Below are 18,821 nucleotides of genomic sequence, written 5' to 3' on the forward strand. Positions count from 1 at the left end.
GTTTCTCGATAATCATGTCGTTGGAAAATACCATTCCGCTTCGCTTGGAAAGTAGTTCCAGCAGTTGGGCTTCTTTCAATGTAAGCTTCGCTTCTGTGCTCCCCTTGTTCAGCGTCAGCGCTGCGGGATTAAAGGAAATATCACCGCACTTAATCAAACCGGCATGGATGATCTCTGGCATTCTGCGACCAAGCGCCCGGATCCGAGCCAGTAGCTCGTCCGAATGGAAAGGCTTCGCCAAATAATCGTCAGCCCCGCTATTCAATCCATTTACTTTATCCTGTGTTTGGTCACGTGCCGTTAACAAGATCACAGGAGCTTTCACACCTTCTTCACGTAGCTTTCTCAGTACGATTAAACCGTCTATTTTAGGAAGCATGATGTCGAGGATAATGATGTCGTGAATTCCTGACAACGCGCAATCCAGCCCATACTCTCCGTCAAAAGCCAGATCGACTGTAAAATGGTGATCTTCCAAAAAGTCTGCCACAGCTTCCGCGATATATTTCTCATCTTCAACAAGCAATATCCTCATAAGTCACCTTTAATTTCCCATTCGAGTTAGCATAGGCACATAGACATTATAGTCCATGTGCCTATGTTCAGTAGCAGTCATCACTTGATTTTCTGAAGGTTCCCCTTACTGTCAAGCTTAAACCCATCAGGAAGTACATCGTTCCAAGTTTCTCCGCCGTCGAAGGAGTAAAGATCGGTCTTGTTTTTCACGATATGCATGAGCTCCCCGTTTACGGCATCTCTCGAAATAGCGACATTGACGTTTTTGACCCCCTGCAAGGTTGACGGGCCAAAACTGCCATTTGCCGCAAACGCGGATGCCGTTGCAAGAATAGCGACAATCGCTACACCGGCTGCGATTAGCCCCAGCTTTTTTGTACCCAGACGCGCGAGCTTGTTTTCTTTCATTGAATTGCCTCCGTTTCGGAATCTTTTTTGCAAGGTTAGTGTCCCTTGCATTCCTATAATAGATGGGCAATATCGAATGAATATTGAATCGCGCAGCCTACTCATTTACGATGTCCGCTCGAAGTTCGCTTGCGACTTCGATCATTTGGGGAATCGGTATCAATCGGCCCAGGATATCCGCCGGTAAAAGACAGCGTTGATCTCGTTTACGATTCTAGCTATAAGAATTTGCAAGTTCCTAGAATTTACTACCCAATGAATTCCACATGAGAACCATAATCCCTTTTTTCTCCATTATTCTGCCCGTTAGCTTAACAGTAAGTCCGGATTTTGTCCAGATTTCGGCTATATTTAACCGACCTAACCTCCTTTATTGTCATCCGTCGGGAATGAGATAAAGTTCTTGTCAAAATCGGGAATGGGATAAAGTTCTTGTCATTTGGTTTTGACAAGAACTTTATCCCATAAAACAAAAAAGCCGCGAATTTCGCGGCCAATAATGAGATAATGTTCTTGTCACCCGACAACTGGCCAGATTGCGACAATCTTTTTTTATGACGCGATTCTCGTGCTTTTATCCATTGATAGCTTAGCTTCCTGCTTCCTTCACTTGCCTTCTCCTGGGTATATTAAGCCCCAGTTCATTCTAAGCGTGTCCATCGTCTTCATAATAGCCAAAGATTCTTCCAAAGGCATAATGTTGCTTTCTAAATTTCCATCTAACAAACATTGTACCGCCTCAGTCGCTTCAAACGCATAACCAATTTGCTCACTCGTATCCTCAAATTTCTCTTCATATTGATTATATACATTTAGAATAGCAGATTTTGCTTTCCAAAAATCAGTAATACGAATTTCTCCTTCTGTCCCCAGAATGACCACTTCATGCTTCGATTTCAATCTTAGTCCTGCCATCAAAGAAGCCATCCTGCCATCCTCATAGCCGAATAACGCAGTGAATACCTCATCAACGCCAGTATCTCCCTTATTAACTAAACTTTGGATCGTAGTTGGAGGTGTACCCATAACCATAGAAATAAAGGAGATACAATAAATACCCACATCAAGCAAAGCACCACCACCTAATTCGGGGTTGAATAGTCTGCTTTCTGGATTCCATGGAGCAAAATTGCCAAAACGAACATCTACCATCCCAACTTCCCCAATAACACCAGCAGCTAACCATTCCCTCACCTTCTTAATTGCCGGTAAAAATCTTGTCCACATCGCTTCCATCATGAATAGACGTCGTTCACGAGCAGTTTGTATTAATATTTCCAGCTCCGGCGCATTCATGACAAACGACTTCTCGCACAAAACTGCTTTACCTGCTCGCAGACAGGTGAGCACGTTATCCTTATGTAACGGATGAGGCGTAGCCACATAAATAATGTCTACATCGGGATCGTTCGCCAACGCTTCGTAGCTATCATATGCGCGCGGAATATTATACTTAGCGGCAAATGCATCCGCTTTCTCTTGCGATCTTGAGCCAACCGCTACTAAACGTGCATTCGCAACATATGCCAGATCTTTGGCAAATATATTGGAAATTACCCCAGTTGCGAGAATGCCCCATCCAATGGTTTTCTTCATTTGTATGTCACTCCTTTAATAGAATAGGACGGTTCGTATACATGTCAAAAGTAATTATAATTTCTTCGCATCTTGTATAAATCGACAGCCGTAGTTTAGTCGGTGTCAGATTCAGGTACGTGCTCGACAGGCCGATATCGCCGGCCCTCACAACATTGAGGAACCTTTCCCTCTGCTTCTGATCCGCCTGTTGCCAGAACAGCTCCACGGCCCAGAACATTTCGCAGACCCACTTGAAGCCTCCTCATTCGGTCCTACCTCCATTTCGGGCTGCGTCCAGAATGTCCATCACTTGACGTATATAATCGGCATGATACTGCGTGATCTTCTCTTGCCGGTCCGTGTAGCCAATATCCGTGTGGGAATGATGAATGACATAGACAGTCCATTTTTTCTGTGAATTTTTCATTGAATGTCTTCCGGGTTATAGTTTGGTAAAGTATATCCCACTGCAGCATCAGCCATGGCCATAGCTAAAGTATAATCGGTTTCGCGTGGAGAAGCAGTACTTTATTTCAATTGCCTGCATCAGGGATTTTTGTGATATGCCACCTTCCCAGGTTCGAGAGGAATAAATCGTCCMCGGAGAAGCGCAGTTGGTCGAGTGGCAGAAGGCTGCAGATATTGTTGTCGGAGGACAAGAACATATATCCTCCACTCTCGTTCTTTAAATGTTGCGATGTTGTTCTTTTCCACATTTTTATCACCACATCGGAATGGTGGAAATTCCCACATATTATATAGACGAAATTAGACTAGTATTGTTGCGCAATTCCTGAGAAACACAAACACCCGATCAAGTCGGGTGCTCCATTATCGGTTTCCTTTGCATTTTCCGTCTAATGTATTAGACGAAGTCTGGGCTCGAAGTGAGGCAAGTTCCGGGCATGATTATTCATTTCCACGCTTCCGCGTTTACCAGAAATTTCGGACGCTGCCCCACCAGCCCCTGCTGCAGGTTCTCCGCTGCAATCAATGCCATCTTCATCCGAGTCGCGATGCCCGCGCTGCCGATATGCGGCAAAGTGACCACGTTCGGCAGCGAAAGCAACGGATGGTCGGTTTGGACGGGCTCCTCTTCGAACACATCGAGACCCGCCGCCCAGATTGTTCCTTCTCGCAAAGCCTCGTACAGGTCCACCTCGTTCACAATACCGCCTCGCGCAACGTTAATGAGAACGGCACTCTTTTTCATTCGCTGCAACTGGTTCATTCCGATCATGTTGGCCGTCTCCGGAGTATACGGCATCAGCAATAGCACAAAATCGGAAACCTCAAGCAGTCTATTCAGCTCTGCATATTCAAGTCCGTAGATCTGTTCCGCCTCTGGCTTCCTATTGCGGTTATGGTACAGCACCTTCATGTCAAAGCCACGTGCGCGCCGGGCGACTGCTTCACCGATCCGTCCCATTCCGATTATGCCAAGCGTGGACCCATACACTTCCTGACCGGTGAGGAGCATGGGAGACCACGTTCTCCACTCGCCTTTCCGCAATAAATCGCTCGCTTCCACAAGGCGGCGAGCGGTAGCAAGCAGAAGTGCGAATGCCAGATCAGCTGTCGTTTCTGTCAGAACCTCCGGCGTATTTGTCACCAAAATCCCCAGCTTATTCGCTTCGGCAATATCGATATGGTTGTAACCGACTGCCATCGTGCTGATTACCTTTAGCTTTGGGGCAAGGGCCATGAGGGCTTTATCGATTTTGTCGGTGATCAGACAGTAGAGGCCGTCCGCCTCCACAATATGCTCTTCTAGGAAAGTTCGGGGCGCTGGTTCATCTTCCCGAGGCCACTCGATCAGCTCACAGGTTTCCTGCAAAACAGCAAGAGCATTCTCAGGTACTTTTCGGGTAATTAGTACTTTCGGCTTCATAATGATGCTCACTCCTCATGGTTTCTTCCCTCTTCCCTCTTCACCCTTCTCCATTCCAAGGCCGAAAGGCAATTTCGTCCTCTCCCAGATGCGGCTCCATAAGCCAATGCAAATTAAAGGTGTAATGCAGTGCGCTGCTGAAGAGATGAATCAGACCGTCTCTCGTCTGAATGACCGACAAATACCCTTTCGGTTCGGCGTTCTTGAAGCTTAGCATGAAGCGGCCGGTCCATGCCTGGCCATCCCACACCGTACCGGGTCCATCATCCGTTATTAAACGCCGGTGTGCCCAGCTCGCGCCATTATCAGTGGAGACGAAGCCCATCAACCCTTTGACCCGGCGTTTCACCCCGCTTTTGTCAAAGATATCCATACCGGATGAGAAGGTAGCCATAAACAAGGGACCCTCCCGCAGACGCAGCAGCGCAGCCCGTTGTCCGCCGACCAGCGGCTCAAATTCCGTTTCATGATAGGTCCAGGTGTTCCCTTTATCGGACGATAAGCTTTTTGGCATTTTACCGTTAATGTTATCTCCGCGTCCGAAGGCAATGAAGCGTCCGTCCGCGAGCTCGGCTGCGGGTGCATGAATTCCGGCAATGGTTCCCCCCGCATCCCGCCATCTAGTTCCCCCGTCTGTGCTGATCCACAAAGCCGTTCCTCCGTTATTGCCTGTAACGGCATCGCAGGACAATACGATTTCGCCATCCTTGGTCTTGAACACGGAAGACAACGGCATCGTTCGCAGTCCGTGCTCCGGTTCGAGGATGCTCGCCTTCGACCAAGACTCCCCGTTGTCCCTTGACGTTCGCATGACCAAGGCGAGATTCCCCCAAGACCCCGCAGCACCTAACCCGTAGAAATGGTAGAGGATGTTGGTCGATTCATCCCAGAATAACGCTGTACCTGACATATTGCGGTCCGGCGCATCCAAGACGACACAGGCATCGTCCCATTCTTCTGCTCCGCAGCGCAGCCGGCTGCCGGCTAGCAGCATTTCCCGCCCCATCTCAGACGTCGTGGAATACCAAACGGCAATCAAGTCGCCGTTCGGAGCTTCCGTTACATCGCCTACGTGGTTATGAATATATAACGGTCCCTTGGCCCCAGGCAGAACTTTGACATAACGGCGGGGGCCTGCGAAATAAGTGCGATCCATATCAGGTCCGGCCGCATCGACCATTGGCAGGCCTTGGCGGACATCCAGCTGCCAGAGAGGCTTTGGCGGCACCGGAAGCGGCTCGGAAGTAGGCATCTCTCCCAATGCCACACGAAATCCGATCATCCAATGTTTATCCTCGGGCAATGTCCCCAAGCGATTAGCGGATCGTAAATAATAGTCCCATGTCTGATGACTCCCGCCTCGAGTGACTTTAAAATCACCGTCCGCACGCCCGACCGGATCGGTTTGAGGCTCCGACTCATACGGTCCATACCAGTCATTTACCCATTCCTCCACATTGCCGTGCATGTCATGCAGGCCCCAGGCATTAGGGGGAAAGCATCCGACAGTCAGTTGTACGACCTCTTCTTCTCTTCGGGAACGCTCTGGATCTGGAAACCAACTCTCCCTCTGGTTCCTATGCTGCGATCGGGGGAACACATCTCCCGTATGAAACTCCGTCACGGTACCTGCCCTCGCGGCATACTCCCATTCCGCTTCCGTCGGCAGTCGGTACGGGAGCCCTTCCTTCTCCGAAAGCCAGGCGCAGAACGCCTGCGCCTCATGCCAGCTGACGAAAATAACAGCTTCGTCGTCATCCTTGGAGAAACCGAGCTTCCCCCTAAGTCTGCGGTGCCCGGGGTCAAATTGCTCATATATCGCGTTCGTAACCTCATAAGCGCTTACATAAAACGGCCTGCTGATCTGTACGGTATGAACGGGCTGTTCATCCGAATCGCCATAGTCGCTGCCCATCCGGAAGCTTCCAGCCTCAATCCATTTGAAGGCCATCCCAAGTGAATTGACATACGTTTTAGCTTCATGCTCAAACCCCACCATGATCACCTCTTGGACATTTCTCCCTGTTTCATTACCCATAACTCATTAATGTATGGACCTACTCCCGATTCTTCATTGACCCAGACGATCTCCATTTTGCCATCCGGAATCATATCTGGGGTAACCGGATATTCGTCCAGCAAGCCTCGATACTTCACATGCACATCATCGACGTACTTCCCGTTGACCAGCATCCGGACCCTGCCGCCCCACAGCCCCATGACTTTAATTACATACGATGCATGTCGATCCAGATCATCATAGGTCACCTTGATCGGTGCCGAGTAATAGGAATTCAAATACGTAATCCAAGCTAGCGGCGGGCTGGTTAACCCTGGTAAAATGCGATGCAGTGCTTCTCGGCAAACCCTTGTATAGGTGGCAGTCGATGAAGTTTTCAAAGCTGCCTGCAAAAGAGCTGGATTATGCCTTAGCAGCGCTGTTTTCAAGAAGCCGGGATCGTCGGCCCACGAATGGGCAAATTCAACTCTCGATAAGGAGTGATTGAGAGCAAAATTATCGTAAAAGCCTCCAATTCCGGGGTTGGTTCGGTTAATAATACTGTCGTTTAGAGCGGATAATCGCGCTTGTTCATCTGGCATTTGTCTGATGAGTGCAAAAGAATTTGTAAGGAACGCCATATCGTTCAGCGGCAGATCGATGCCATCCATAAACGCTCCGCGAATTACTCCGATGGCTTTATGCTTTTCAACGGTTAGCTGCGCTCCGATATGGTCGAACAGCCGGTCGGCCAGCTCGTCGCACTTCATTTTAATATCCATGCATACCGGTTCGGAAACTTTCTTATCCAGTATTTCTTCCGCAAGCTCCATTGCTTTTAATGTGCCTAGTTCAGCGACTTGAGCCAAAATATCCTTGGCCTTATACTCAAGCTCGGTTTCATGAATCCATCTTCTTTGGATATAAGCATCATAGTACGCTCTCAGTAAGCCCTGCTCGAATCTGTAATTGTTCCTTACTTTATCGTCTGCCATTGCTTCCATGGCCATCCATTGCTTTAGTGTGATCGGAATTTGTTGGCTTGTCGCCACGGGCCCCTCGAAATTACGCTCCAGTGCTAGTAAGCCTTGGCTAACCCCATCTTCAAATTCCGGACCGATCAAGAATCTGGCATACTCTTTTAACGTATCGAGCACAGGCGTATCTGGGCACCAATCCTGTCCGCTCCATACAAATTTATTCAAGTCGTCATTGATGCCCTCCGAGTAGCTTAATGAGCCGACAATCCCATCGTGCATCGTTGAGTTTTGGATGTGTTTTTGAGCCACCGGCCTCGGGTTAATGCATTCTCTGGAAAGCGTCATCGCAAACGCCGTATCCCAGTTCGCTACAGGATATTGACAGCTAAGGCTGTGCGTAATATCAGGGTAGCTCCGAATAGCTATCCGTTCAGGAACAAGCTTCCTAAGCTCAGGCAGGGAGTGTTTTTCCCACGGTCCAAAGACTACCCCAGAGAGCCATATCGGTTCTTTACGAACATTCTCAAAAAAAACATCCAGCCACTCATCCGTCGGATTGAAGGCCTGAGGGGAAACCCACATTTTGGCATGGGGATGATATTTTTGCAGCACCTCCGCTTGCATGGCCATAAAATCGAATAAATCCTGCGCACCTAACGCACCTGGATCTCCACCTGGCACAAAAACATGATCCACTCTTTTCAGCGAACCAAAAATCTCATTTCGCTCTTCCAATTGCAGCTTCAGGTATTCGGGCTTCATAAACTCCTCATCACTGCCAGAAGCCGGATACCAATTGTCTTCAGATCCCATATTCGGGTACCAAATCCAGACATCCAAATCCATTGCGTCGCATACTTCCGATACATGCTGCATCATAAAGAGAGGATCATATTTCATCAGCGGGCCGGTTCGATCGTCATCCGTGATCGGCGGCATAATTTCAATACTGTTGGCGCCAAACAGGGCAAGCTCTCGGATGTACTGTGAATAAATTTCAGGTGTCCAAGCGTCATAGGCATTGGTTTTGGGTCTGTACCCAAGCTGATGCCCTCTTAAAGGAAAATGGGGCGTTTCAGAAAGACTGATCGTGGAAGGAGCCTTAATGCTGGCTACCGTCAGGTACATAACTCTGAGCAGCTTACCAACGCCATACAGAACACCTCTATCATCGGCGCCTTCTACCGTAATCGTAAACCTGCCACTTTGATCCGTAGATATTCTGAATCCCTCCGGACCAAGCGCTTTCTCAGCTTGTTGGTTTACATATGTAACGGTAATAATCGGCTGAGAATCCTCAGGTGGCGTATCCAGTAAGGGGATTCGAATGCCTGTTCGTTTTTCGATTTCCTCGACCATAATGTTTACAGCGGTCATTCCTCTAGCCGGCATAGACTTCGGCGCGTAAATTCTCGCGTCGGAAATATCGGTCACGTGTACCCCGTTGCATACTGTTTGGTTCATCATGCCTCTCTCCTTTTCTTCACTTGGCAATCGCTCTATCCCATCGTGCCATTAAATGAGGCACGATGAATTTCAGCTAAACGTGGAGCCGCTTGTAAAGAAGGACGATCATTTGACTGTTGCCCTGCTCTCATTAACCAAACCTCAGCGGCATACGGGCCTACCCGATCCGGAGCTGTGCTCCATGTCAAGAAGAGCCGACCGTCTATAATTACCTCGCGAGGAACGAAATACTCCTTCTGCAGGATTGGCACGCTCACACGGAGACCCTCAGCAAGAACATACCGATCATTGGCAATCAGCTGCATCGGACCGCTGCGCGCGGTCATAAATCCGCTGTAGGTCACCTTCAGGACGTAATCCGAGGTACTGTCCAGATGCTCGTATTTCAGCGTAAGCGGGGCTTTATAGAACGAAGTCAGCTGTGTCAGCCAGGCTAGCGGAACGGGGCCGATTTCCTGTTTCCTTTGCTCGGTGAGATGAAGGAAGTGCACGCAATAGGCCGTAAACACCGAATCCTCAAAAGCGGGATCTTCCTCCCGGCTTCGTCTCATGACGACGCGTTCCCAGCTTGAGGTAGAACCCAAATTATCGTAATAGCCGCCAGGCCCGGGATCCGTCCGGCGTATCGCTTTGTGGATGACTTCCAACCTGCTGTACTCGTCCGTCAGTTGCCGGGCTTGATCGAGATGGGCTAACAGCCACTCGGCATTATTGAGCGGTTGGTCAATATCATCCATGAATGCCCCGCGATCCCAAGCGATCGCCTGATACTTGCCGACAGACGATTGAGCGCCGATCGAGTGAAATAGACACTCTGCGAGTTCTTCGCAGGCTTGTCGCTGCTGTTTCGCTGCAACCGATAAATTACGGGCAAGGCTCAGAATCGATTCCGCCTCGTCTAAAGCGGGCAATGCGCCCGTCTTGGGGGCAGACTCCAGAGCGAAGACGGCCCGCAGCTCCAGCTCGGTTTCGTGCAGAAGACGCCGCCGAATATAGACATCATAGTTTGCGCGCAGCAGCCCCATTTGGAATCGGTAATTGTCCCGTACGTCAGCCCCTGCTTTGTCCTCGATGTCCAACCACTGTCTGAGTGTAGCTTCTACGCCATGGTTAGCAATAAGCGGCCCGGTCCAATTGCGTTCCAACGCCAGGATGGCGCCGGCCAGCGCTTCCGTGTAATCACTTCCAATGAAGAAACGCGCATACTCACGAAGCGTGACGGCCACATCCGTGGTTGGATCCCAGTCTTGAGCACCCCAAATGAACTTGTTTACATCATCATAGATACCTTCGGAATAAGTAAGGCTGCCGGTCGAATAGGCGCAAATTTGGTTATGGATCTGTTTCATGGCTATCGGCCGGGGATTGATGCTTTCACGCCCGTGCGTCAGGGCAAACGCGAGATCCCAATCCCGAATTGGAAACTGGGCAGCGAAGTTATGCGTGATATCCGGGTAATTGCGTATAGGAATTGCCTCATCGAGCATATCCCGCATTTCTTGCAGCGACTTTCGGACCCATGGACCATGCGCTACACCTCCGAGCCATTCCGGCTTGCGATTCACCCCGTCCATAAACCCGTTAACCCACTCATCTGCAGGCTGGGGGTGCTGGGGCGAGAACCATAGTTTGGCCTGTGGATGATATTTTCTTAATAAACCAGCAATCTGTTCCGTCCATCTAAAAAATTCATCCAGCTTGATATGTCCCGGATCACCGCTGGGAATTAAAATATGGTCAATTCTAGGCAGCTTGCGGAATATTTCTTCCCGTTCTGCCAATTCGGATTCAATGGTTTCAGGATCGCTATAATTGGACGCCATATTCGGATACCAGATCCACACATCAAGACCGTAGGAATCGATGATTTCAGACAGTTGGATCATCATCTCCAGAGCAGGCACCTTCATATGAATGCCTGTTGCCTCATCATCCGTACGAGGCGGCACAATTTCTATGCTGTTGGACCCAAATATGGCCAATTCGCGGATGTACTGCTCGAACTGTCCGGCCGACCATGCATCGTAGGCGTTTGTTTTGGGACGGTAGCCAAGCTGATGACCTCGCAGCTTCATGGCAGGCGTACTGGAAATGCGCAGCTCCGAATCCAGCTGAATCCGACCATGCGTCAACTGCAGTTCGCGCAGCAGCTTGCCAACACCGAACAACACACCGCGCGCATCGGCGCCGACAACCCATACAACCGGCGGCTCGCCGGCTTGTGTCCCCACAGCAACGCGGAATCCTTCCGCCCCCGGACATGTCAGCTCGCCCAACAGCTCCTGGTACGGAAGCTTGTATTTCATTAACTCTTCAAGTGAGGCTTCGGATCCGACGATGATTCTGGGGGCTTGGAAATGCGTGGTCGTGCTGTGATCAGTAAGCAGGGTGATTCCAGTTCGCTTCGCGATTTCCTCGAGCAATACGATAATGGCTTTGTTTTCGTGAGCAGATGCACTTGTCGAATGTATAATTACAGCGCTTGTGAGATCAATGGTTTGCAAAGATGAAGTCATGATTGAACACTCCTTGCCGCCGGATAAGATAGATCCGACTAGTTAAATGGTAATTTTCACTTTGCCCCACCAGTACCGTTCTATAACGTATACCTCTGTTTGTAAGCACTCTTACAAGCCCCCTCAAATCACATATCCATAACGTGAATTGGAGGGAGCTTGTTAGGTATCATGCTTGAGCAATTCTGCTTAAAGTGCCTTAGCCATGGTATTGCTACTCGGGATAATCCAGACCTCCGAGACGTTCAACCGTTTAAAACCGCTGATCCTTTTGAACGTGAGGGTCAGCGTACCGCTGGTCAATGCCTCCTGTGGAATCGTTGATTCGATTAACGTGCACTGCCCTTCTTTCACAAGCACGTTCTCATGAATCGTGCATTCGCCATTCGCTGTCAATGTCACCCGGTAATCTCTGCAAAGTTCCCCGATGGTATCCCCGACGTAATTGACCTTGACGTTATAGGAGCAAGCAGGATCAAGATGCTCATAGCTCAGCGAAAGCTGGGTATCCGCAAGCGTATTGGCATGTCGGACAGCGGCCAATGGCGGGATATGACCCGTAGATATCGTCCGTTCACTTTGCAGCAAATAAATAGCGGGGGCCAATCTCGGCGACTCGAGAAACCCTGGATCGAGCTCCCAACCCTTCGCTTTTTGAACCCGCTGCCAGCCCTGATACGAGCCCAAATTGTCGTAAAAGCCTCCAGGTCCCGGATTGGTGCGGTGGATCAGTTGATGAACGGCTTCCAGACGCTCCGATTCACTCTCTAATTTCAAAATGGTGGAAAACTGTGATGTCAGCCACATTGCATCGTTCAGCGGAAAATCAATGGCATCCATGAACGCCCCCCGACCTAACGCGATTGCATGATGCTTTACCACCGAGAGCTGCGCGCCGATGTTCTTAAACAGCTCGTCGGCCAACTCCCAGCAGCGTGAACGGTATTGCGCAGCTACCGGTGCAGCAGTCGCCTTCCGCAAGACGGCCTCGGCATGCTCGATCGCTGCCGCTGTTCCCACAGTCGAGGCTGCTTTCAGCCAATCCATGGCTGCCTTCTCCAGCTCGGTTTCATAAATCAAACGCCTTCTAATATACACGTCGTAGTAGGCGCGAAGCAGCCCCATTTGGAAACGGTAATTGTTGGTCACCTCCGGAGGTGCTGACTGTTCCATTAGCTGCCATTGCCGCAGTGTATCATCTACCGTTTCGTTAGCAATCAAAGGTCCTTCCCAATTCCGCTCCAAAGCCAACAGCCCTTGAGCGACGCCCTCCGTATAATCGTCTCCGATAAATAGCCGGGCAAAATCGCGCAATGTTTCAATTACCGGCGTCCCTGAGTCCCAATCCTGGTCGCTCCAGATAAATTTATTGACGTCGTCGTTGATGCCCTCGGAATACGATATATTGCCGACAGCATAGGACTCCAGCAGGTTGTGGATATGCTTTTGTGCAAGCGGCCTCGGGTTGATACTTTCACGGCCCAGAGTCAAGGCATAGGCAAGGTCCCATTCCTGCACAGGATACTGGCAATGGAAATTATGCGTAATGTCTTCATATCGGCGGATCGGATACTGGTCCGGCACGATTCGGCGCAGATCTGGCAGTGTAATATCTACGTGCGGCCCGAACACAATCCCGCCCAGCCACTCTGGCTCCAGCAGAACATTAGCGAGAAATCCTTCCAGCCATCGCTTCGATTCGTGAGACATCACCTGCGGGGATAGCCATAGCTTGGCCTGCGGGTGATATTTCCGCAGCAGCCCGGCTACTTGCTCAGACCACTCAAACAATAGGTCAGGCTCGAGATCCCCTGGATCGCTCCCCGGAATGAACACCGCATCGATATGCGGTACCTTGCTGAAAATCTCTTCCCGCTCCGCCAGCTCGGCCTGAACCGTCGCTGGATTGGCATAATTGTCCGCCATATTCGGGTACCAAACCCAGGTGTCAAGACCGTACGAATGAATGATTTCCGATAAACGGATCATCATCTCCGTCGGATCGACCTTCATCAGCGGACCCGTCGGGTCGTCGTCGGTGCGCGGAGGCATAATTTCGATGCTGTTAGCCCCGAATAAAGCAAGCTCGCGAATGTACTGCTCGAACTGCTCGACCGACCAAGCGTCGTATGCGTTCGTCTTAGGCCGATATCCCAGCTGATGTCCTCTGCATAATTGCCGAGGGGTACTCGAGATCGAAAGATTCGCATCTACCAAGATCGATTGCTGCTTCAGTCTCGCTTTTCTCAGAAATTTGCCGATGCCGTACAGCAGTCCTCGGTGATCTTCGCCAACGATCAGTACAATCGGCTTATCCTCCTGCTGCCCCAGCAGCCGGTAGCCCTCTTCGCCAGGAGCTTCCAATTGCAGCAGAGCAGCAGCAAATGGCTGGATGTGTTCGTTAAGCGTTTGACTTGTTCCGGCGATAATGACCGGATTGCTTCCTTCCGGCCGCTTATTTACAACCGGCAGCGTGATGCCCGTTCGTTTCTCCACTTCTTCAATCAGTACCCTAATCGCTTTCTCTTCAACTGCACTTACCCAATTAGGAGTCAGCACAATAGCGTTCGATAGGTCCCAGACTGCTGTTTTCTGGATGAAAGATTGTTGATTACGACTCATTGGGTCCCTCCAGTTTCGTTTTTCATATGTATAACTAAATATGAATTCTGTTTTGGGCACTATGTGCCGCATCGCCTAGCGCTAATTTAATTTCATGAAGCTCGCGCGTCATATTGTCTACAAATGCCGTCATATCGGAGGCCTGGATAAACATGTTCATGCCCAGCTTCCCCCACTCGATCTCCTGGTCCACACCGAAAAAGTAATGGATTCCGGCTGTAACGCCGGCGGCTCTCGCTTTGCGGATGATCGTCTCGATAGCCTCTACAAACAACGGGTGCCGATACTGCTCGGGAACGCCCAAGCTGCAAGACAGATCGTGCGGCCCGATCAGCACGCCGTCCAGTCCCGGTACGGCTAATATATCGTCCAATGCATCTAACGCGGGTTTGCTTTCGATGTTCACAATCAATATATTTTCCCTGTTAAATTCCTGCAAATATTCGGCGAGCTGCGGCTCCGGCGTCTCGCTGCCTTCAATAATCCGCTGCAGCTTCTGCCCCTTAAGGGGTCTCAGCTTAACCGCACCTCTCAGCGCTTGAACCTGCTCCACGGTTTCTACATAAGGCGCAACGATACCAGCTGCGCCGGCATCCATTGCGATGCTTGCCTGATGCGGATCGGGGTAAGGGATGCGAACGATAGGAGCGATCTGGAGCGCAGCGTAAGTACGGCACATCCATGAAAGCTGATCGCGGTCCATCGACATGTGCTCCGTATCCAAAAAAACGAAATCCAAGCCGAGTTTCTTTACTTCCACAGGCCAGCGGGGAGACGTTGAAATGATCAACGTCCCGTAGATGCGGCCTCCTTCATTCATCTGAGTTAAAAGCTCCCGACTATTCATAGTTCACCTCGTCATATTTTTACTTTGAATACTGCTTTTTTCACCGTCTGAGAGCCTTCGGCTGGAGAGAGGCAAGGCATATGGGCGTCATCGGGATAAAAGATCGTGAAACAGCCCTCCTTTACATCCACAAAATCCCCATCTCCGACAAGCACCTTATAGTCCTTTTCATCCAGGTGATCTTCCGTTACCTCTAAGTGGTGCGCATACGCCACTCCCATACGTTCCGTCCCCTGCAGCATGACCTGGATGTCAATATGGCTTCGATGCGCTTCCCAGAAGCCCTGATCGTTCGGTCTTGTCTCATAGCTTTGAAGAAGCAGAAACAGCTCAGTGCCCTGAATTTCGTATCTGCCAGGCTCCATCTCGAGCACGTTGCGGCTGCTCAAATAATCGAAAGCAAGGGCGAATTTCTCATTTAAACCGGTGTACAGTCCAGCATTTCGAATATGATCGTAGATCATGGATACAAGCCTCCCACTATTATTTTTTCAAACGTGCGTTCGCATCATTGTAAATTTTCTCAATTTCCAGTGCACCCTTGCTGACCAACTGCTTGGCAAAGTCTTCATATTCGTTCAGTGAGCGCGTCCCCATGATGAATTTATCCATTTCCTGCTCAACCGATGTATCTACTTGAGTTCTCAACTGCTTTAATTTATCTGTTTCTTCCTTCGTAAATATTGGATCCAATATTGTATTTGGGAAATATCCTTTGCTATCCTGATCCATTAGCTTGCTCCATTTTTCCAGCTCAGGAGGGGAAATGGCAACGAGCGGTTTTTCGTCGACATAAGTAGCGAAGGCCAGTAATCCAGTACCCACTGCGGACTGCATGGCATGGAACGGATCCGCTTTGGACAAATAGGTTTTCAGGACACTGTCCTGCACGACAGGATTACCGTTTTCCAGCTTGTATTGCTCTCCTTCAATGCCGAAGTTGGTTACCTTAACGCCCTCATCGCTGTACATCCAATCCATAAACTTGATGACTTCCTTCGGATCCTTCACTTTGGAGCTCACCGCATATAGGTGCCACCAGTCTTTGGCGTACTCGTAATTGCGGATTTGGCCTTTCGAGTTTTTCATAATGCGAAGTTGCTCGAATTTAGCCTGCGGGTCTTTGGTTTGCAGCGTCTTGGTAAACCCAAGCGCGAACGTATTGTTGTCGTAATAAAATAGCGATTTGCCGGTACTCAGCTTCTCCTGCCATGTCTGCTGGGTATTGATGGCATAATCCGGGTCCAGCAGCTTCTCGCTGTATAGCTTGTTGAAATAAGCTAGCACCGGCTTGAAGTCCTCCGAATGCGCCGGACCGTACACATATTGGCCGCCGTTGATATCTGGGTCGAAGTAAATCGTATAGCCAGAGCCCAGCGCATAAGCCATATAAGGAAGGAAGTTCTTGATGCCGTTGCGGAAGGTCAGCGGGTACGAATCCGGATAGGCTTCCTTGAATTTCTTCAAAACCTGGTACAGCTCGTCAAACGTGGTAGGTGCCTGCAAATTCAGCTTTTTCATGATATCATCCCGTACCAGCGGGAGCTGCCCGTAACGAACTTTCCATTTTCCCATCACCGGGAACCCGTATAGCTTTCCATCCACCATCAATTTCTTGATTTCAGGGTTTTGGTCGATCACCTTCTTAAAGTTGGGTGCACTATCCAGGTAGTCAGTTACGGCAAGGAACATTCCAGCTTTTTCCATTGGAACAGCGTCCGGCAAGTTAGCTTTGCTGATTCTTACAATATCCGGGATATTGTTTGTGGCTAGCATCGTTTTCAATTTCTCCGAATAATTCGTGTCGGGCGTACCCTGCAGTTCGATCTTGACATTGGTCTTTTTGTTAATCTCCTGAATAGCTGGCGAATCCAGCACAAGGGGCTGGCTTGCGGCGTCCGGCAGCGCGACCTTCAACGTGATCGGTTTGTCCAGCAGCTTGCCTCCTGTGCTCTTCGAATCCGCAGAAGGCTGGCTTGTGGTTTCCGGTTGTTTGTTGTCAGCCGTGGGCTGCGAAGTACTGCAGCCGAGCAATGCTGCGGAGGTCAGTGCCAAGGTGGAAATCAAAGAAATAACCTGTTTCTTTTTATATGCCATTTCATTCGCTCCATTCATTATTTTAATTAAGTTGCTGCGCCTAGCCCTTTAATGCCCCCACCATAACACCCTTGACAAAATACTTCTGAATGAACGGATAAATGGCCAAAATCGGTGTAATTGTGATGATGATGACAGCGTACTTAATCGTTTCTGCAGTGACCATTCCCCCAACCTCCGAGCCGCTGGCCGCCATACTCTGGTTCCCCATCTGCCCGGCGACAACGATTTTACGCATGATGATTTGTATCGGAAACAGCTTCTGATTATCCAAATAAATCATAGAAGGGAAAAAACTGTTCCAATGCCAAACCGCATAAAACATCGTCATCGTTGCCAAGACCGGAACAGAAAGCGGGAGTACAATGCGTAAAAATATAATCAAATCGTTCGCACCATCCATGAGAGCGGATTCATTAATCTCCTTGGGGATTCCCGAAAAAAAGGTCCGCATCATAATCATGTACCATACGTTAATGGCCGGAGGCAGCAGAATGGCCCAGATCGAGTCCAGTAGTCCTAAATTATGGACTACCAAATAATTTGGGATAATCCCACCGTGAAAAAACATAGTTAACACGATAAGCACGGTAAACAATGTTTTTCCAGGAACATTACTCCGGGATAACGGATAGGCACATAAAGCCGTCATTGCAAGATTGATAGCTGTACCTAATGTGGTATAGAAGAAAGTGTTGGCATACGAGCGGACGATCGTCGGGTCTTCCAAAATGGTTTTATAGGCTTCCCAGTTGAAGCCGGACGGAAAAAACTTCACCTCCCCCCTAGCCACACTAAACCCATCGCTTACCGAGATGATCGCCATGTAATAAATGGGATACAACGTTACCAGCATGAGTATGAGCATTAAGAACATATTGAATCCGTCAAATAGCAAGGGTGCGATCCCTTTGTTTCTCCTCATAGGGGTCACTCTCATTTCTACCATAGGCTGGTTTCGCTTACTTTCTTCGAAATATAATTCGCTGTCACTACGAAACACAATACAATGATGGATTGGAAAAATTCGACTGCCGTCGCAAAGCTGAAATCGCTTCCAAGAAGGCCTCTGCGATAAACAAATGTTGAGATGACATCCGCCGTCTCATACGTCGGCCCGGTATAAAGCAACAATATTTTTTCATAACCGATGCTCATAATGTTGCCTAGATTAAGCAGAAACATGATCGTAATGACTGGCGCTATGCCCGGAATCGTCACATGGAATACTTGCTTCCAGCGGTTGGCTCCGTCCATCGTAGCAGCCTCGTATAACTGAGGGTCTATAGCAGTGAGCGCCGCCAAGTAGATGATGGCTCCCCAACCGAGTCCTTGCCAAATTTCCGAGCTGACATAGATCGTTCTAAACCACTCAGGCATGAGCAGGAATTGAATCTTCTCAAATCCGAGCCCCCCCAGAATACGGTTGATCAACCCGTCATTGGTCAGAAAGTTGACGAGCATTCCGCAAATAACGACGGTGGAAAGAAAGTGTGGCAAATAACTAACCGTTTGTACAATTTTTTTGAATTTCAGTAGTTTGAGTTCATTTAACAGAAGTGCCAAAACAATTGGTGCCGGAAAAAAGAAAATAATCAAATATAAATTCATCAAAAGGGTGTTGCGAACTAGCTTCCAGAAATAAGGGTCCGACAAAAACTCCTGGAAGTATTTTGTTCCTACCCAATCGCTTTTCCAGACGCCTTGGAACACGTTGTAATCCTTAAAGGCGATCAAGAGTCCGAATAGAGGACCATATTTAAAAAGCGCAAAGTACAGCATGGGCAGGATCATCATCAGATATAGATATTTGTTATGTCGGATCAGCCTGATACGAATACCTCCTTTCGGTTTGAGTTGATCTAGTTGTATCACGCTTGCAGCCGAATCAAAACATCCA

15 protein-coding genes are annotated in these 18,821 nt (G+C 49.2%); all 15 read right to left on the reverse strand.

What is annotated here, in order from left to right; all coding sequences use genetic code 11:
* On the reverse strand, positions 1-535 hold a 535-nt coding region (locus AC1DVJ_RS26835; RefSeq protein ID WP_477595184.1), incomplete at its 3' end, for a response regulator transcription factor.
* Positions 536-615: 80 nt separating this feature from the next.
* The gene (locus tag AC1DVJ_RS26840) at positions 616-924 is read right to left on the reverse strand and encodes a hypothetical protein (protein WP_477595186.1); all 309 of its coding nucleotides are present in this window, start codon (positions 922-924) and stop codon (positions 616-618) included.
* A 606-nt stretch (positions 925-1,530) separates the two neighbouring features.
* Positions 1,531-2,520 carry a Gfo/Idh/MocA family protein gene (locus AC1DVJ_RS26845; protein ID WP_477595188.1) on the reverse strand — a complete coding sequence of 330 codons (990 nt, stop codon included), beginning with the start codon at positions 2,518-2,520 and terminating at the stop codon, positions 1,531-1,533.
* 95 nt (positions 2,521-2,615) lie between these two features.
* The gene (locus AC1DVJ_RS26850) at positions 2,616-2,768 is read right to left on the reverse strand and encodes a hypothetical protein (RefSeq protein ID WP_477595190.1); all 153 of its coding nucleotides are present in this window, start codon (positions 2,766-2,768) and stop codon (positions 2,616-2,618) included.
* Entirely contained in the window at positions 2,765-2,929 is a 165-nt protein-coding gene (locus AC1DVJ_RS26855; protein ID WP_477595192.1) for a hypothetical protein, read from the reverse strand. Before AC1DVJ_RS26855 ends, AC1DVJ_RS26850 begins: the two co-directional genes overlap by 4 nt.
* A gap of 486 nt (positions 2,930-3,415) precedes the next feature.
* Positions 3,416-4,393, reverse strand: coding sequence for a 2-hydroxyacid dehydrogenase (locus tag AC1DVJ_RS26860; protein ID WP_477595194.1), 978 nt, complete (start codon positions 4,391-4,393; stop codon positions 3,416-3,418).
* Between the two features lie 40 nt (positions 4,394-4,433).
* Positions 4,434-6,389, reverse strand: a complete 1,956-nt coding sequence (locus AC1DVJ_RS26865; protein ID WP_477595196.1) for an SUMF1/EgtB/PvdO family nonheme iron enzyme — start codon at positions 6,387-6,389, stop codon at positions 4,434-4,436.
* A gap of 5 nt (positions 6,390-6,394) precedes the next feature.
* Entirely contained in the window at positions 6,395-8,836 is a 2,442-nt protein-coding gene (locus AC1DVJ_RS26870) for a hypothetical protein (protein WP_477595198.1), read from the reverse strand.
* A 35-nt stretch (positions 8,837-8,871) separates the two neighbouring features.
* On the reverse strand, positions 8,872-11,355 hold the full coding sequence (locus AC1DVJ_RS26875) for a hypothetical protein (protein ID WP_477595200.1): 2,484 nt from the start codon (positions 11,353-11,355) through the stop codon (positions 8,872-8,874).
* Between the two features lie 189 nt (positions 11,356-11,544).
* Positions 11,545-13,977: an alpha-glucuronidase family glycosyl hydrolase gene (locus AC1DVJ_RS26880; protein WP_477595202.1), complete on the reverse strand. Its 2,433-nt coding sequence runs from the start codon at positions 13,975-13,977 to the stop codon at positions 11,545-11,547.
* A gap of 34 nt (positions 13,978-14,011) precedes the next feature.
* Positions 14,012-14,797 carry an HpcH/HpaI aldolase family protein gene (locus AC1DVJ_RS26885; RefSeq protein ID WP_477595204.1) on the reverse strand — a complete coding sequence of 262 codons (786 nt, stop codon included), beginning with the start codon at positions 14,795-14,797 and terminating at the stop codon, positions 14,012-14,014.
* A gap of 38 nt (positions 14,798-14,835) precedes the next feature.
* The gene (locus tag AC1DVJ_RS26890; protein WP_477595206.1) at positions 14,836-15,288 is read right to left on the reverse strand and encodes a NanQ anomerase/TabA/YiaL family protein; all 453 of its coding nucleotides are present in this window, start codon (positions 15,286-15,288) and stop codon (positions 14,836-14,838) included.
* A 19-nt stretch (positions 15,289-15,307) separates the two neighbouring features.
* On the reverse strand, positions 15,308-16,921 hold the full coding sequence (locus AC1DVJ_RS26895; protein WP_477595208.1) for an extracellular solute-binding protein: 1,614 nt from the start codon (positions 16,919-16,921) through the stop codon (positions 15,308-15,310).
* A 40-nt stretch (positions 16,922-16,961) separates the two neighbouring features.
* Positions 16,962-17,846 (reverse strand): carbohydrate ABC transporter permease, encoded by an 885-nt coding sequence (locus AC1DVJ_RS26900; RefSeq protein WP_477595210.1) that lies wholly within the window; start codon positions 17,844-17,846, stop codon positions 16,962-16,964.
* Positions 17,847-17,863: 17 nt separating this feature from the next.
* Positions 17,864-18,821 (reverse strand): ABC transporter permease (locus AC1DVJ_RS26905; RefSeq protein ID WP_477595212.1); only part of this gene is annotated, 958 nt, incomplete at its 5' end.

Source organism: Paenibacillus sp. P4_A9 (assembly GCF_056402415.1).